Below are 16,340 nucleotides of genomic sequence, written 5' to 3'. Positions count from 1 at the left end.
AAATTACTTAAATAAATCTTACATGGAATAAAAAAGGGCGACACAAACGGCCGCCCTTGCTATTTTATAAGGAAAAGGGAATTACTCCTCCTCTGCTTGGTATACATTGTTTTCCCCATCTACATCGGCCATCAATTGCGATGGGTCGATCATAATGGCTTTTACATTATCCAAAGGCATATCCAAGCTAAACTCGTATGTTGGGTAAGCCCAAGGCCAATCTTCCAAAACGGTACGCTCTAGGTTGGGATAAGGATTGTCTTTTTCCCCGTACATCATACGCAATGGTACATAGTAAGTTTTCTGTGTTCCATCTTTGCCAACGACCAAAATATCCAATGGCATTGGCATTTCTCCGATGCGCTCCATGGTAACCTTGGTGTTTTCACCATCTGCTTCAACGCTTTTAATGCCGTAGTCAATGGTGTTGGTGGTCTGTGCCCAATCGGTCAAATACCAGTTAAGCTCCATGCCCGATACTTTCTCTGCCGTTCTTTTGATATCGTTCGGAACAGGGTGCTTGAATTTGAAGTCCTCAAAATATTTATGAATGGTCTCCATGAGTTTGTCCTGACCGATTATATAACCCAACTGGGAAAGGAAAATAGACCCTTTACTGTAAGCGGCAACACTATAGGCAAAATTGGTGGTATATCTGTCTGCATGTGTGGTTTGTGGCATTTCCAAACCAGAGTTGACCAAGGCAAAATAGCCTCTGTAAGATCCTTGGAAGGGATTCTCCTTGTTTCTATCCATTATCTCGTTCATACATAGGCTACTGATAAACGAAGTGAAGCCTTCATCCATCCACTCATGCTCGGACTCATTGGTGGCCAATATATGTTGAAACCAAGAGTGGGCCATTTCATGGGCCATTACCCCTACTAAGCCCCCAAAATTTCGCCCACCGGTAATCAAGGTGCTCATGGCATACTCCATTCCTCCATCACCTCCTTGAATGACAGAGTATTGATCGTACGGGTATTCCCCTATGTTTTTGCTGTAGAATGCCATAGCTTCCGCTGTTTTGGGCTGAAGCTTTTTCCAGTTCTCAATAATCTCAGGATCGTTTTTGTACAAAAAGTGAAGCGTTGGCCCATCTACCATCTCATAAACATCATGGATGTAATCTGGGTCAGCGGCCCACATGAAATCGTGTACATTGGGAGCCTTAAAGTGCCAGGTCAAAGTTTTCCCCTTTGTTTTTACCTTGGTGTCATTGGCTTCATAGCCATGGCCTATTTCTTGAGGATTCTGAAGGTAACCCGTACCTCCAACAGTATAATCCTTATCCAATGTGAGTTTTACATCAAAATCGCCCCACACCCCGTGAAATTCACGAGCAATGTATGGATTGGGGTGCCATCCTTCAAAATCGTATTCGGAAAGCTTAGGGTACCATTGGCTCATCGAAAGTGCCACACCCTCTCTACTGTTTCTACCAGAACGTCTGATTTGTTCGGGAACTTGCCCCTCAAACCTCATTTCCAAGGTGGTTTTTCCTCCAGAAGGGATAGGTTTGGCCAAGTCTACCACCAAAATGGTTCCTTCTTCAGTAAAGGTAACAGGTTGGCCATCTTGGGTAAGGGATTTTGCATGCAAGTATCCTATTTCGGTTTCTGATAGTGACGCAATTCTACTTTTGTCGTCTTCCATCATCCTTTTGTCAGGGTCTTTGATGTTCTGGAGCCTTATGTCCATTTCACTTCCGGGCTGGAAGGCATTGTAGTACAAATGATAAAAAACACGGCTCAATTCATCCGGGGAATTGTTGGTATAGACCAGTTTTTGGGTGCCGGTGTACCGGAATGTTTCTACATCCATCTCCACATCCATGGTATAGTCCACATGCTGCTGCCAATACGCGTTGTTTTGCGCAGTAATGAAAAAACTTGCTCCAAGAAAAGCGGAGAAAAAGAGTGATTTTAAATGCTTCATAGGTTATTTTGAGTTAGTTTCTAAGGTCAATTTACCTTTTGAGATGTTATCTGCTAAAATTAAGGCATTATATGCATTTACCATTTTACCTGACTTGGAAATTTTGTCAAAAGTTGTGGCTTTGGTCTCATCTCCAGCTACAATCACCGATGTTTTTGTTCTAAGACCGGACTGCATAATGATATTTTTTACCTGTGAAGCTGATAAATTTGGATGAAAGGAACGAATCAGGGCCGCAACACCGGCAACTGCTGGGGCAGCCATTGATGTTCCGCCTTGAAATTCATATTCGCTATTGGGCATGGAAGAATAAATTTCTGCTCCAGGGGCGAATACATCAACACGTTGATTACCGTAATTCGAGAAAGAGGCCACCATCTCAGAACCATAACTGCTGGACAATGCGCCAACGGTTATCATATTGTCCACAAACTCACTATCCCCTTCCATATCGTCATTGGGGTAATTTCTGTTTTTAGGGTCTTCCAAGTCCTCGCCATCATTACCTGCAGCGTGTACGATCAAAACATCTTTGGAAGCCGCATATTTTATGGCTTCGTATACCCATTCGGCTTTTGGGGAGAATGATTTTCCAAAACTACAGTTGATTATGGACGCACCGTTATCAACCGCATAGCGAATGCCTAAAGCAATGTCCTTGTCATATTCATCTCCGTTGGGAACGGCTCTAATGCTCATAATCTCAACATTATTGGCCACACCGTTCATTCCAATTCCGTTATTTCGCTTAGCGGCGATGATTCCGGCCACATGGGTGCCGTGGCTTTCACTATCCACTTGATTTTTTGGGTTTCCATTGCCATAGGGAACATCAGAAATATCATAAGGGTCGTCACCCACAGGCGCTCTCCCGTTGAAGTCTTTGTTGAGGTTATAATTGGCCTGTTCCGTAAAATATTTGATGCCCTCTTCGAGCTCGTCCAAAACTTCAGGAATGCTATCGCCATAGGTGAACATTTGGGTCAAAACGGCAACACTTTGTTCCATTTGCGTGGTTTTAGGTTCGATGGAAAGCAGATCCTCTTTGGTGTAGCTTTCTTTGCCCAATTCGGTTTTTACCAACTGATCAGCGCCTTTTACCACTTGGAATATTTGCTCGTATTGCTGTTTGTTCTGAACAGCTTCCGGGTATTCCTTGTCAAGCAGAAGTCTTGCTTCTGCCCTTTCGGATGCATCCCCGATGTTCAAACGAAGCATTCTTACGTATTCCAATTGCTCGTTGTAAGAATCGCCCAAAAAGTTATAACCGTGAACATCGTCCACATATCCGTTGCCATCATCGTCCTTGCCATTATTGGGTATTTCATCGGAATTGGTCCAGAGAACATTTTTTAAATCTTCGTGTTCCAAGTCCATTCCAGAATCCAAAACGGCAACTACTATAGTTTTTCCCTTTCTATTCTGAATGATTTCATTGTAAGCCCTATCCACGCTCATACCGGGAATGGTGTCTTTGATAAGGTCCAAGTGGCCCCAATTTTTCTTCTCGGCTTCGGTAAGATCGGCAACTTTTAAGGGAACAGCATCAATGTTCTCAACAGGGGTTGAAACCAATGCGGTTGATCCACACCCCATTAAAAACAGAGCGGCGGATACGGATAGGAATGATAGTTTATTATATGTGCGATTCATAAAATGTATATGTAAAAAAGTGAGGTTATTGTACTTTGAATAGTTCTCCGTAGGTAAACAATTGATCCAAACGAGCTCCTTTTTCGGTCTGTTTTAATGAACAGATTTGATTGTGGGCATCGTGCTCGAACAATAGCAGCCAATCGTTCTCCACGGCTTTATTTAAAAATGATTGTTTTTCTTTTAGGGTCAGTAATGGTCGGGTATCGTATCCCATTACATAAGGAAGCGGAATGTGACCTACGGTGGGAATTAAATCAGCAATAAAAACCAAGGTCTTACCCTTGTATGTTAAATGGGGAAGCATTTGCTTATCCGTGTGTCCATCCACAAAGTGGATGCCGAAACCGAGTTCCGAATTTTCAACAAAGGAGGATTCCTGTCGGTCCACAAAATGAAGCTGACCACTTTCTTGCATAGGTAAAAGGTTCTCTTTTAAGAAAGAGGCTTTTTCCCTTGCATTTGGCTTGGTTGCCCATTCCCAATGATCTTTGTTGGTCCAGAATTTGGCATTTTTAAATGCGGGTTCATATCCGGTCCGGTCCTTGTTCCATTGAATACTGCCTCCACAATGATCAAAATGTAAATGGGTCAAAAAAACATCTGTAATATCATCTCTATGGAAACCTGCGTTTTTCAAGGACTTGTCCAAAGAATGGTCGCCCCACAGGTAGTAGTAGCTGAAGAATTTTTCAGATTGTTTGTTTCCAAGTCCATTGTCGATTAGAATAAGCCTGTCGCCATCTTCTATCAAAAGGCAACGTGCAGCAAGGTCGATCATGTTATTGCTGTCCGCAGGGTTGGTTCTGTTCCAAATGGATTTGGGAACCACACCGAACATGGCACCACCATCCAACTTAAAATTACCGGTCTCTATGGGATAAATTGTCATTCTGAAAGTAAAATGGGTTGCAAAATAAGAAAAGCACTACCCAAATGGCGAAAAAATAAAGATATATTGGCCGTATTTTAACAAAAAGAGGATGAGTTTCGTTAAATCGGCTAAGGTTTGAACGGTTAGGGCACCATCAATCTGTTTGACAACCTCTAGCTATAATGAATATCTAAAAGAAAAACAGTAAATTTCCACAAAACTTAGACCATGCTCGAACTTGCTGGAATTATAATTCTAGGCATTATTGCTCAATGGGTGGCTTGGCGGTTTAAACTACCGGCAATTTTGCCTTTGATATTGATTGGATTGTTGGTGGGCCCCATCGCCACTTTATATACCGAAGACGGATCAAAACTTATAGAACCAATTTGGAACGGAGAGAAAGGCCTATTTCCAGGAGAAGGGCTATACTACTTCGTGTCCTTGGCCATTAGTGTCATTCTTTTTGAAGGGGGACTGACGTTGAAAAGGGCCGAAATATCCAACGTGGGACCGGTAATTACCAAATTGATCACCATCGGGACCATTGTTACTTTTTTTGGTGCTGGGGTAGCGGCCCATTACATTTTCGGGCTCTCTTGGCAAATTTCCTTCTTGTTCTCCGGGTTGATCATTGTTACTGGACCTACGGTAATCACACCGATTTTAAGGAACATTCCGCTCAAAAAAGACGTTTCCGCCGTATTAAAATGGGAAGGAATCCTCATTGATCCCATTGGCGCATTGGTGGCGGTATTGGTATTTGAGTTTATCAGTGTTGGAGAAGGGCAAGCCTTTACACAAACAGCCCTTATTGAGTTTGGTAAAATTATTCTGTTTGGGACCACTTTTGGATTCACTTTTGCCCATGCACTTGCGTTTGCCATTAAAAAGGACTTTATCCCACACTATTTACTCAATGTGGTTTCCTTGAGTACCGTACTTCTGGTTTATGTGGAATCCGATCTTTTTGCTCATGAATCAGGGCTTTTGGCCGTTGTGGTCATGGGTATGGTCATGGGAAACATGAACCTGCCCAATATTAAGGAACTGCTTTATTTCAAAGAATCCTTGAGTGTACTCTTGATCTCGATACTTTTTATTCTATTGGCCGCCAACATCAACATGAGCGACATGGAACTGATATACAATTGGAACACCGTAGCACTTTTTGCCGTAATCGTTTTCATTGTGAGGCCCTTGGGGGTGTTTCTGAGTTCACAGGGGTCCAATTTAAAGTTCAACGAAAAGCTCTTTATAGGGTGGGTGGGCCCCAGAGGTATCGTTGCTGCAGGTATTGCATCCCTTTTTGGCTCTAAATTGAAGCTTAGGGGGGAACCTGGGGCGGATTATATCACTCCTTTGGTGTTTATGATCGTGTTGGGAACGGTATTGTTGAATGCCACTACAGCCCGATTGTTTGCCAAGCTTGTAGGGGTGTTCTTGAAGAAGTCCGAAGGTATTTTGATTATTGGTGCATCCAAACTATCTAGGCTGATTGGTAATTACCTAAGAAAGAACAACAGGCACGTTGTTTTGATAGATAACAACCAGAACAATGTGGAAAAGGCCAAAAAATTAGGGTTGGAAGCTATCACGGCCAACATTTTTTCCGATACGCTTACCGATAATATCGAGTTGAACGACATGGGCTATTTGATGGCGCTCACAGGCAACTCGGATATCAACAAATTTGCCATCAATAAGTTCCAGAAACAGTTTGGAGAGAATGGTGCGTTTCGTTTGGTGAACACCGAAGAGGTAAATGATCCAGAGAACAACCCTAAAGAAGGTCTCTTTTCCCACACGGACGATTTTATTCAGCTGATGGATACGGTGCGTAAGCATCCAACCATTCATGAAATAGATCTAGAGGACAAAGAACATTACGATAAACTTATCGACATTACTTACCAGGAGCGTGATATTGTTCCGTTGTTTACGAAGGCTCCCAATGGTAGCATTGAAATTATTCCAGCCAACAGTAAGGACTTTACCCCAAAGGGCGAAGGCTTCAAATTGGTTTACCTTGGTAAAATTCTAGAGGTTGAGAAAAATGGCGGAGAAGAAGAGTAGCGCAAACAGCAAATAAAGGGATATTTCCGATACAACAATTCATATAGGGCATCCATCGATTGAGGGGTAAATAAAAGATTTAGTACAAGTATTTTGGTGGCTCATTAACCAATATAAATCATTTAAACATGAAAAAACTTGTACTAGTGGCTGCAATGGTCGCAGCGTTTATGACCGCCTGTTCAAAAGATGATGGGCCTTAATGTGAATCATGTACCTCGGAACTAGGAAACAAATTTGAAGTTTGTGATAACGGGGATGGAACCTATGAAAGCACTGCTTATGGTATAACCACCACAATCTCTAAATCAGATTTGGATGGGCGCACTCTTAAAGGGTTTGTTGATAAATCTTGTAAAGAAGACGGATGTGAATCTTGCATCTCCTAAATTGGAAATGAGTTTACAATTTGTGATAATGGTGATGGCACATATAATTTACCAATGAATAGGATAACTCAAACAATCACAGAGGGCGAATTAGAGGGGTATCTCCCCTATGAATTTATAGGAATAACCTGTCAATATGATACTGGCGAACTACAGTTTTAAGACAACTTTTATTTAAAAAGGGAGGCGTTAATCATTTAGTTTTAGCACGGCCATGAAAGCTTGTTGTGGAATTTCCACATTGCCCACCTGGCGCATACGCTTTTTACCTTTTTTCTGCTTTTCGAGCAATTTACGTTTTCGGGAAATGTCCCCACCGTAACATTTAGCGGTCACATCCTTCCGCAACGCTTTAATGGTTTCCCTGGAAATAATCTTGGAACCAATCGCTGCTTGGATCGGAATGTCGAACTGTTGCCTTGGAATCAATTCTTTCAATTTCTCACACATCTTTTTACCGATATGGTAGGCATTGTCAAAGTGAACCAGAGCGGAAAGGGCATCCACAGGTTGTGCATTCAATAAAATATCCACACGAACCAATTTGGAGGTACGCATTCCAATAGGGGAATAATCAAACGAAGCATATCCTTTGGAAACCGTTTTTAAGCGATCATAAAAATCAAAAACGATTTCTGCCAAAGGCATATCAAAAACCAACTCCACCCGCTCTGTGGTCAAGTACGTTTGATTCACGATTTGTCCACGCTTTTCAATACATAGGGACATCACGTTGCCTACAAAATCGGCTTTTGTGATGATGGTGGCCTTAATATATGGTTCCTCGACCCTATCAATGGTCGAAGGGTCAGGAAGATCTGTTGGGTTGTTTACGATGATTGGTTCAGGGTCACCTTTGGTGGTGTAGGCATGATAACTAACGTTGGGCACGGTAGTGATCACGGTCATATCAAACTCCCGCTCCAAACGCTCTTGAATGATTTCCATGTGCAACATTCCCAAGAACCCACAACGGAAACCAAAGCCCAAAGCAGCACTGCTCTCAGGTGTAAAGACCAAAGAAGCATCGTTCAACTGCAGTTTTTCCATGGAAGAACGCAAATCCTCAAAATCTTCGGTGTCCACAGGATAGATACCAGCAAAAACCATAGGCTTTACATCCTCAAAACCACCAATGGGGTTTTTGGTCGGCTCTGCCGAATCGGTAATGGTATCCCCCACTTTTACTTCGCGAGCGTCTTTGATTCCTGTGATCAAATAACCCACATCACCCGTGGAAATCTTCTTTTTGGGATGCTGGGTCAACTTTAATGTACCAATTTCATCCGCGTCATAGGATTTGCCCGTGGCAACGAATTTTATTTTTTGTCCTTTTGTGATTTCTCCGTTGACTACCCTAAAATAGGTTTCAACACCTCTAAATGGGTTGTAAACGGAATCAAAGACCAAGGCCTGTAACGGCTCGTCACGGTTTCCTTTTGGAGGGGGAATGCGTTCAATAATGGCCGTTAAGATTTCTTCGATACCTATTCCTGTTTTTGCACTGGCAGGAATCACTTCCTCTGGTTTGCAGCCCAAAAGGTCCACAATATCATCGGTAACTTCTTCGGGATTGGCACTTGGGAGATCCACTTTGTTGAGGACGGGAATGATTTCCAAATCGTTTTCCAGGGCCAGATAAAGGTTGGAAATGGTCTGCGCTTGAATACTCTGTGCGGCATCCACTACCAAAAGAGCGCCTTCACAGGCTGCGATAGATCTGGAAACCTCATATGAAAAATCGACGTGTCCGGGAGTGTCGATCAGGTTAAGGGTGTAGGTTTCTCCATTGTGCACGTAATCCATTTGAATGGCGTGACTCTTTATCGTGATACCGCGTTCGCGCTCCAAGTCCATATTGTCAAGCAGCTGGTCCTGTTTTTCGCGTTCGGTCACTGAGCCTGTAAAATCCAACAAACGGTCTGCCAAGGTACTTTTACCGTGGTCTATATGTGCAATGATGCAAAAATTCCTGATCTTCTCCATATCAACAATAACATACCCTAAAAAAGGGATTTAATCAACTGCAAATATAATTGTTTTAAATACCTGCAAATGTTTTTTGTCGATAAGAAAATTGTGGCATATTTCGCTCAAAAATAATTTCTTAGATTTGATGTTCAACCCAAACCTCTAATGAAGAACCTCGCCTTTAGTGTTTTATTGGTGTTTTCTGCGATATATGGCATGTACGCCCAAACCTTTTCGATTACGGGAAAGGTGGTGGATGAGCAGAATCAGGTAATTCCCTATGCAAATATCTTACTGCTACAAGCCACGGATTCAACTTTTGTGCAGGGTAGTTCCGCTAACGAGGAAGGCTTTTTTGAACTATCTGAAGTAGCACCCGACCTTTATTTGTTGCAGGCAAGTTACGTGGGCAGAGGTTCCGAGCCGAGGGCATTGGACATAAAAGACAATATTTCCCTTGGAGCACTCATCATTCCCATGGAAACCAATGAATTGGATGAGGTAGTGGTCACAGCGCAACGTCCAAAGCTTCAACGACTGCCAGACAGACTGGTCTTCTCGGTTGAAAACACTGTCGTTTCCCAAGGGACATCATGGGACATTCTTAAAAATACACCTGGGGTCATCGTCAATCAAGATGAATTATTGATTCGTGGTCAAAATGCAACCGTCTACCTCAACGATAGAAAGGTACAGCTCTCGGGACAAGAGGTTCAGGATTTGTTAAAGGGGCTTTCGGGCACCAATATTAAATCGGTTGAAGTAATTGCAACCCCCCCCGCCAGTTACGATGCCGAAGGCGGACCGATATTGAACATCGTGACCAGTAAAAACATTGTTCCAGGATACAAGGGCAGCGTCAACGGAACTTTTACACAGGCCGTGTTTCCTAAGTTCAGTATTGGAACCAGTCATTATTACAAAACGGACAAACTCAACTTGTTCGCTAATTATACCATCAACCCCAAAAAGGAAATCAATAAAACCAAAAAGGGCATCAATTTTATGGATGAATCCAATGATGTTTTCTCTATTTGGGATACGGATTACAAACTAACCGATAGATCACAATCGCAAAATGCAAGCTTTATCCTGGATTATGATTTTAATGACCGAAACAGCTTGAATGTCACATCCAACCTGCTTTTCAATTTGGATCAAGAGCAGGAAACCTTGCTCAACAACGAAATGAGGAACGGCCAAGCACAATTGGACTCCACGTTCACGACACAGAACAATGCCAACATGGACAACACCAACCTGGCATTCGACCTGACCTATGTGCACAAGCTGAAGAAAGAGGGGGCTCAAATCCGAGCGAATGGGCACTATACCTATTTTAATGGGGAAATGTTCCAACGGCTGTCTTCCAATTATTTTGATGCCAACGGCACTTTTTTGAGGGACTTTGGTTTTGATACAGACTCGGACCAAGAAATCAAGATTTTTACGGGACAGCTGGATTATTCCACCCCAATTGGAAGCGCTTCGTTTGAATCCGGGGCCAAGATTTCATCGATTACCTCCGAAAATACGATGAACTTTTTCAATTTTAATGGCTCAAGCAACACGGTGGATGCATCACAGTCCGACAGGTATATTTACGATGAGGACGTGTATGCCGCCTATTTGAGTTTTGTGAAAAATTGGGATAAATGGTCTATGAAACTTGGAGTTCGCGGCGAATTGACCATGGCAGAAGGAAACTCCATTTCATTGGGAGAGACCAATACCCAAGACTTTTTTGAACCATTCCCGTCCGTATACCTACTCTACTCGCCATCGGATAAGCATAGCTTTTCTTTTGATTATGGACGAAATATCAATAGGCCTAAATACAACGATTTAAACCCTTTCCGCTTTTTTTATAATGAAAACGATTTTGAGGAAGGAAACCCTGGGTTGAGGCCAAGCTTCAGCAATAATTTCAACTTTAACTATACATTGAACAGCGAATATTTCTTTGACGTGTATTACCGCGACAATGGAAGTAACATTGCCTATTTGGTGTTTCAGGACAATGACGACCAAACTTTGGTGGAGCTGAAGCAGAATGTGCTGGAAAGTCAATCCTACGGGTTGGATTTTACCTTGAGTAAATCCATTGCCCCTGCATGGTTTATGTATGCCTACACCTCCTTGTTCCACGAAGAAGAGACTTTTTTGGCCGAAGAGAGCGGCAATGTACGCTTTACGAACGAAGTAAATGGGGTTTATGCCTATTTGGGCAACTATTTGACCTTGTCAAAAGATGGAACTTTTACAGGGGAGATTGCGGGAACATATATTTCCAAGTTTCTTTTTGGGTCATATGTTTCCGACGAACAATTTAACCTCACAATAGGCTTAAGAAAAACCCTGTTCGACAATAAAATCACCTTGTCGCTTGCTGCCGAAGATATCTTAGAGCAATATGTGCCAACGTACCGTTCGCAGTACCTCAATCAGGATAATTTTTACAGAAGACGTCCCGAAACGCAGTTTATCCGGTTTGGTTTTACCTATAACTTTGGGAATTTCCGATTGGAGGATAACGAGCGTGGCATCGACAAAAATGAACGCGATCGACTACAATCGCAGAACTAGCTTTTTGATTCTTAGCGATTTTGTACTTTTGCAGTCCAAAAAACCGTAGGATTTGCCAAAAATTGGAAACATAGAACTCCCTGATTTTCCGCTTCTTCTAGCGCCAATGGAAGATGTGAGCGACCCTCCTTTCCGTAAACTGTGCAAGGAGCAGGGCGCCGATATGGTGTATACCGAGTTTATTTCTTCCGAAGGATTGATCAGGGATGCCGCAAAGAGCGTCATAAAACTGGACATTTATGAGAAGGAACGTCCTGTGGGCATCCAAATATTTGGTGCCGAACTGGATTCTATGTTGCAGGCGGTGGATATTGTGGAAAAATCGAATCCGGACATCATCGATATCAATTTTGGCTGTCCGGTTAAAAAGGTGGTCAGCAAAAATGCCGGAGCGGGTATTTTACGGGATATTCCCTTAATGGTAAAATTGACCGAGGAAATAGTAAAGCGAACCAAGTTGCCCGTAACCGTAAAAACACGTTTGGGTTGGGACCAAAGCTCCATCAAAATTATTGAGGTGGCGGAACGATTGCAGGATGTTGGCATTGAGGCCATCTCCATTCACGGACGTACCCGTGTACAGATGTACAAGGGCGAGGCGGATTGGAAACCCATTGCCGAGGTAAAGAACAATCAACGGATGCACATTCCGGTTTTTGGAAACGGCGATGTGGACACCCCCGAAGCAGCGGTAAAAATGCGTGACGAATATGGATTGGACGGCGCCATGATCGGTAGGGCAAGTATTGGTTACCCTTGGTTTTTTAAAGAAGTTAAGCACTATTTTAAAACAGGTGAGCACTTGGCACCTCCCACCATGCTGGAACGGGTAGAGGCTGCTCGAAGACACTTGCAGATGGCCATTGATTGGAAAGGTGAAAAACTAGGTGTGTTTGAAACCAGAAGACACTATACCAACTATTTTAAGGGCATTCCACACTTTAAGGAATACCGAATGAAAATGGTGACCAACGATGATGCCGCGGATGTTTTTGCCGCTTTTGACGAGGTTCAGGAGAAATTCGGTGATTATCAGTTCGCTTAAGCGGAAATCAATTTTTGGGTAATTCGGCTGCTCGCGATTTTCGAAGAGATAATCCCCAAAACCACGATGGTTCCAATGACAATCAACAAGTTGATGACATTGAATTCCACTGGATAGGCCAAAGACGGTGTAATCTTCAACCACCCAAAGGCCAGTTGGGATCCAATCAATAAAGAACCGATCACTACACCGATCAGCCCCCCAAACGAAGTAACCAAGATACCCTGAATAAAATAGATGCGACGTAGTTCTTTGATGGTCGTGCCCAGACTAAACAGTGTTTTGGAGTTCTGCTGTTTGTCCAAAATCATCATGATAATGGCCCCGACCACGTTAAAAAGCGCAATGATCAATACAAGTGTGAAAATCAGATAGGTCGCTAAATTTTCCGTATTCAACATTCGGTAGAGCGAGGTGTTTTGTTCCCTCCGCGTTAAAACGGAAGCTTTTTCGCCCAAAACTTCGGCAATGGAGTTCCTAACATCGTTCGGGGAGGCATTCTCCATCAATTTAAAATTGATGCCAGAGACATCGGTACTATCTTTCTGTAATAGCTCTTGCACTAACGGAAGACGGGCAAACACATATTTTTTGTCCAAAGATTCTTCTACCGCGTATACTCCGCTCACGACTAAGGAAAGGTCATCATAAGGTTTGGGATTAAAGCCTTGTGATAGAGAGCCCTCTCCAGGTTTCGGAACCAAAACTTCCATGGGAGCCCTATTGTTCGTGGGCACGCCCAACAGGTTGTAAATCCCAAAACCAATAACGGCATTGTAGATATCGGGCCCCCAATTTCCATAAATGAGCGTACTGTCCACCCCTGTAACGGCTCGGTAGTTTTCGTCTACACCTTTGATGTAGGCAATGGTACTTTTTTCTTTGTAGGTAAGATAGGCCCGCTCTTCCAATTCTTTGGAAAAATTAGCCAGCCCCTCGATTTCCGCAAGGTCTGATTCTTCATCTGCAGAAAGGGTAAAATGCTTGCCCATGGTGGGCGATGCCTTCAAATCGGGATCAAATGTATTGGAAAAGGAAAGGCTGAACGTCTTTAGACCAGCAAAAGCGGAAAGCACGATAAAAAGAGCCGCAGAACCTATCACAATCACTAAAAAAGTGATGAAATTGATGATATTAACCGCATTTTGGCTGCTTTTGGACCGTAAGTAACGCTTTGCGATATAAAGAGGAAAGTTCAAAATCAGGATTTCTTACGTTTGTCGAGCAAGTCTCTGTTCTCGATAGGGTTTTCTTCTCTTTTCAATGATTTTTCAATCCCTTCTATATATTCCAAGGAATCGTCCAGATAAAAATTGAGCTCGGGCACACGTCTTAATTGGTGTTTGGTGCGCTGGGCCAGCTCGTAGCGAATGGCCACTTGGTTCTCTTTAATGCCCTCCAACAATTCTTTGGCACCTTTGTTCGGAAAAATACTCACGTAGACCTTGGCCAAGGATAAATCTACGGTTACGGAAACCTTGGACACGGAGATCAAAGTTCCCTTGAGGCCACCATCGGTAGCGGCCCGTTGTAAAATATCGGCCAGGTCTTGTTGAATGATTCCTGCTATTTTTTTCTGTCTTTGTGTTTCCTCCATACTGCAAAAATAAGCGAATTAATGACTAACCTCACTTTATGAACCATTTACAGTGCGTAATTTTGACAAAAGGTGAATTTTTAACGCCTATTATAGCAACTATGGATAAAATTGAACACATCGGGATTGCAGTAAAAGATTTAGAGGCATCCAATGCTTTGTTTGAAAAATTGTTGGGTGTGCCCCACTACAAAATAGAGGAAGTTGCCTCGGAAGGGGTAAAGACGTCCTTCTTTCAATCGGGTCCCAATAAGATAGAATTATTGGAGGCTACCAAACCTGATAGCCCCATCGCTAAATATTTGGATAAGAAAGGAGAGGGCATCCACCATGTGGCCTTTGCGGTGGAGGATATTGTTTCGGAAATAGACCGATTAAAAGATGAGGGCTTCGTGGTTTTGAACGAGACACCCAAAAAAGGGGCGGATAACAAACTGGTGGCGTTTTTGCATCCAAAGGGCACGAATGGCGTACTGGTGGAGCTTTGCCAAGAAATAAAAGAGGAGTAGAGCCGTTAAAACCTTGCGCTGAAGAAAAATAAACACTAATATTGCATCCGCAAAATGCGGGTCCTATAGCTCAGCTGGTTAGAGCACCTGACTCATAATCAGGGGGTCCCTGGTTCGAGCCCAGGTGGGACCACCTCAACAAAGATAAACCTTTCAAGCAATTGGGAGGTTTTTCTTTTTTATATGGGTACAACATAGGTACAACATTTCAAAAACATTCAGTTTATCTCATCTTTATATATTGCCAAATATGGCTCGCTGATTTTAAGAGAATCAGAAAAACTTCGTGAAAGAGTAGAAAGTAAGCCTAAAAGTGTGTTGTGTCCTTTAGCGATTAGAATTTGTAATAATTTTTGTGGTGTTAGGCTGTAAACTGAACTCTGTCTGAAAAAGATTAGAAGTATTAATTTTATTCAGACAGTACCATGACAAAGAAAGAACAGACAGAATTTGAAAAGAAGGTGCTCGAGCAGTTCATGTCGGGCAAGAACCTTTTCGGTGAGGGAGGCGCCTTTGCCCCCATGCTGAAGAATGTGATCGAGAAGGCCCTTGAGGCGGAGATGGACGGCCATCTGGACGAGGGTGAGCGCACCAAGGGCAACAAACGCAATGGCAAGGGAAAAAAGACGCTGAAAAGTGGTTTTGGGACCTTCGACATCGATACCCCGCAGGACCGCCAGAGCAGCTTTGAGCCGGAACTTGTGAAGAAACGCCAGACCATCCTGGCGGACAATCTCTCGGAGAAGATCATCGGGCTCTACGGCCTTGGGATGAGTTACCGCGACATCTCGTCCCATATCAAGGAGATGTACGATACGGAGATCTCCCATACGGTCTTAAGCCAGATCACCGATCGGATCGTCCCCGATGTAAAGGCGTGGCAGAACCGTCCCCTGGAGCCCCTCTATTGCATCGTGTGGCTGGATGCCATGCACTACAAGGTAAAGGTCGATGGGAAGATCGAGCACAAGGCCCTTTATAACATACTTGGCATCAACAAGGAGGGATATAAGGAAGTTTTGGGCATGTACATCTCCGAGAGCGAGGGTGCCAACTTCTGGCTCCAGGTGCTGACCGACCTGAACAACCGTGGACTGCAGGACATCCTTATTGCCTGTACCGATAACCTGAAGGGCTTTACCGAGGCCATACTCAGCATATTCCCAAAGACCCAGGTACAGAAGTGCATTGTACACCAGATACGCAATTCCCTCAGGTATATTGCCTCAAAGGACCAAAAGGAGTTCATGCGGGACCTCAAAGAGGTATACCGGGCCACCAGTAAGGAGGTGGCCGAGGACGGACTCCTGGCCCTGGGCGAAAAATGGGGAGGCAAATATCCCGTGGTCATTGAATCCTGGCAGAACAACTGGGAAGAGCTCTCCCAGTACTTCCAATACACCCCGCCCATCCGCAAACTGATCTATACCACCAATGCCGTGGAGGGCTTCCACCGCCAGGTACGCAAGGTCACCAAGACCAAAGGGGCCTTTACAAACGATATGGCCCTGCTCAAGCTGGTCTACCTGGCCACCAGGAACATCGAGAAGAAATGGACATCGCCCCTGCAGAATTGGAGCCTGGTGGTCCAGCAACTTTATATTAAATTTGGGGAGAGGATTCCCTTGGAATTAAATCCCAATCCCTCTGGGGCTAGCCCCAGAGGGATTGATGGATCGGACAGAGTTTAATTTACAGACCC

Annotated in this window: 11 protein-coding genes and 1 tRNA gene; 6 read left to right on the top strand and 6 right to left on the bottom strand. The window is 43.6% G+C overall.

Annotation, left to right across the window (positions count from 1 at the left end; all coding sequences use genetic code 11):
• Positions 1–81: 81 nt before the first annotated feature.
• Genes EO132_RS00145 through EO132_RS00135 form a run of 3 tightly spaced genes read right to left on the bottom strand, consistent with a single transcriptional unit; the run spans position 82 to position 4,483 of the window.
• Positions 82–1,938, bottom strand: a complete 1,857-nt coding sequence (locus EO132_RS00145; protein WP_127136021.1) for a M1 family metallopeptidase — start codon at positions 1,936–1,938, stop codon at positions 82–84.
• Between the two features lie 3 nt (positions 1,939–1,941).
• Positions 1,942–3,591, bottom strand: a complete 1,650-nt coding sequence (locus EO132_RS00140) for a S8 family peptidase (RefSeq protein ID WP_127136020.1) — start codon at positions 3,589–3,591, stop codon at positions 1,942–1,944.
• A gap of 25 nt (positions 3,592–3,616) precedes the next feature.
• On the bottom strand, positions 3,617–4,483 hold the full coding sequence (locus EO132_RS00135; RefSeq protein ID WP_127136019.1) for an MBL fold metallo-hydrolase: 867 nt from the start codon (positions 4,481–4,483) through the stop codon (positions 3,617–3,619).
• A 210-nt stretch (positions 4,484–4,693) separates the two neighbouring features.
• On the opposite strand from EO132_RS00135, the gene EO132_RS00130 reads away from it, so the two are divergent.
• Positions 4,694–6,541 (top strand): cation:proton antiporter, encoded by a 1,848-nt coding sequence (locus EO132_RS00130; protein WP_127136018.1) that lies wholly within the window; start codon positions 4,694–4,696, stop codon positions 6,539–6,541.
• Between the two features lie 578 nt (positions 6,542–7,119).
• On the opposite strand, the gene lepA is transcribed toward EO132_RS00130, so the two are convergent.
• A complete protein-coding gene (gene lepA, locus EO132_RS00125) occupies positions 7,120–8,916 on the bottom strand; it encodes a translation elongation factor 4 (protein WP_127136017.1) in 1,797 nt (598 codons plus the stop codon).
• Between the two features lie 150 nt (positions 8,917–9,066).
• Here lepA and EO132_RS00120 point away from each other — a divergent pair, with 150 nt between their 5' ends.
• Together EO132_RS00120 and dusB are read left to right on the top strand one after the other, a co-directional pair.
• Positions 9,067–11,487 (top strand): outer membrane beta-barrel family protein, encoded by a 2,421-nt coding sequence (locus EO132_RS00120; protein WP_127136016.1) that lies wholly within the window; start codon positions 9,067–9,069, stop codon positions 11,485–11,487.
• A gap of 52 nt (positions 11,488–11,539) precedes the next feature.
• Positions 11,540–12,532, top strand: coding sequence for a tRNA dihydrouridine synthase DusB (gene dusB, locus EO132_RS00115; RefSeq protein WP_127136015.1), 993 nt, complete (start codon positions 11,540–11,542; stop codon positions 12,530–12,532).
• Here the strand turns inward: dusB and EO132_RS00110 are convergent.
• Both EO132_RS00110 and rbfA read right to left on the bottom strand, forming a co-directional pair.
• Complete coding sequence (locus EO132_RS00110) at positions 12,529–13,731, bottom strand: ABC transporter permease (protein WP_127136014.1); 1,203 nt, start codon at positions 13,729–13,731, stop codon at positions 12,529–12,531. The genes dusB and EO132_RS00110 overlap by 4 nt on opposite strands.
• Before the next feature lie 2 nt (positions 13,732–13,733).
• On the bottom strand, positions 13,734–14,129 hold the full coding sequence (gene rbfA, locus EO132_RS00105) for a 30S ribosome-binding factor RbfA (protein WP_127136013.1): 396 nt from the start codon (positions 14,127–14,129) through the stop codon (positions 13,734–13,736).
• Positions 14,130–14,230: 101 nt separating this feature from the next.
• Here rbfA and mce point away from each other — a divergent pair, with 101 nt between their 5' ends.
• The 3 genes from mce (at position 14,231) to EO132_RS00090 (ending at position 16,329) form a co-directional block, all read left to right on the top strand.
• On the top strand, positions 14,231–14,638 hold the full coding sequence (mce, locus tag EO132_RS00100) for a methylmalonyl-CoA epimerase (protein ID WP_127136012.1): 408 nt from the start codon (positions 14,231–14,233) through the stop codon (positions 14,636–14,638).
• Between the two features lie 59 nt (positions 14,639–14,697).
• Positions 14,698–14,771: transfer RNA gene (locus EO132_RS00095), tRNA-Ile, on the top strand.
• 292 nt (positions 14,772–15,063) lie between these two features.
• Positions 15,064–16,329 (top strand): IS256 family transposase, encoded by a 1,266-nt coding sequence (locus EO132_RS00090; protein ID WP_127136011.1) that lies wholly within the window; start codon positions 15,064–15,066, stop codon positions 16,327–16,329.
• Positions 16,330–16,340: the final 11 nt, after the last annotated feature.

The organism is Flagellimonas oceanensis, assembly GCF_003992595.1.
GTDB lineage: Bacteria > Bacteroidota > Bacteroidia > Flavobacteriales > Flavobacteriaceae > Flagellimonas > Flagellimonas oceanensis.
The sequence above is the reverse complement of the archived record's forward strand: the minus strand, read 5'-3'. Positions and strand labels throughout refer to the sequence as shown.

Excerpts from the sequence above, each read along its gene's own strand:
- EO132_RS00145 (WP_127136021.1), bottom strand. The coding sequence starts at position 1,938 with ATGAAGCATTTAAAATCACTCTTTTTCTCCGCTTTTCTTGGAGCAAGT.
- EO132_RS00140 (WP_127136020.1), bottom strand. The coding sequence starts at position 3,591 with ATGAATCGCACATATAATAAACTATCATTCCTATCCGTATCCGCCGCT.
- EO132_RS00135 (WP_127136019.1), bottom strand. The coding sequence starts at position 4,483 with ATGACAATTTATCCCATAGAGACCGGTAATTTTAAGTTGGATGGTGGT.
- EO132_RS00130 (WP_127136018.1), top strand. The coding sequence starts at position 4,694 with ATGCTCGAACTTGCTGGAATTATAATTCTAGGCATTATTGCTCAATGG.
- lepA (WP_127136017.1), bottom strand. The coding sequence starts at position 8,916 with ATGGAGAAGATCAGGAATTTTTGCATCATTGCACATATAGACCACGGT.
- EO132_RS00120 (WP_127136016.1), top strand. The coding sequence starts at position 9,067 with ATGAAGAACCTCGCCTTTAGTGTTTTATTGGTGTTTTCTGCGATATAT.
- rbfA (WP_127136013.1), bottom strand. The coding sequence starts at position 14,129 with ATGGAGGAAACACAAAGACAGAAAAAAATAGCAGGAATCATTCAACAA.
- mce (WP_127136012.1), top strand. The coding sequence starts at position 14,231 with ATGGATAAAATTGAACACATCGGGATTGCAGTAAAAGATTTAGAGGCA.
- EO132_RS00090 (WP_127136011.1), top strand. The coding sequence starts at position 15,064 with ATGACAAAGAAAGAACAGACAGAATTTGAAAAGAAGGTGCTCGAGCAG.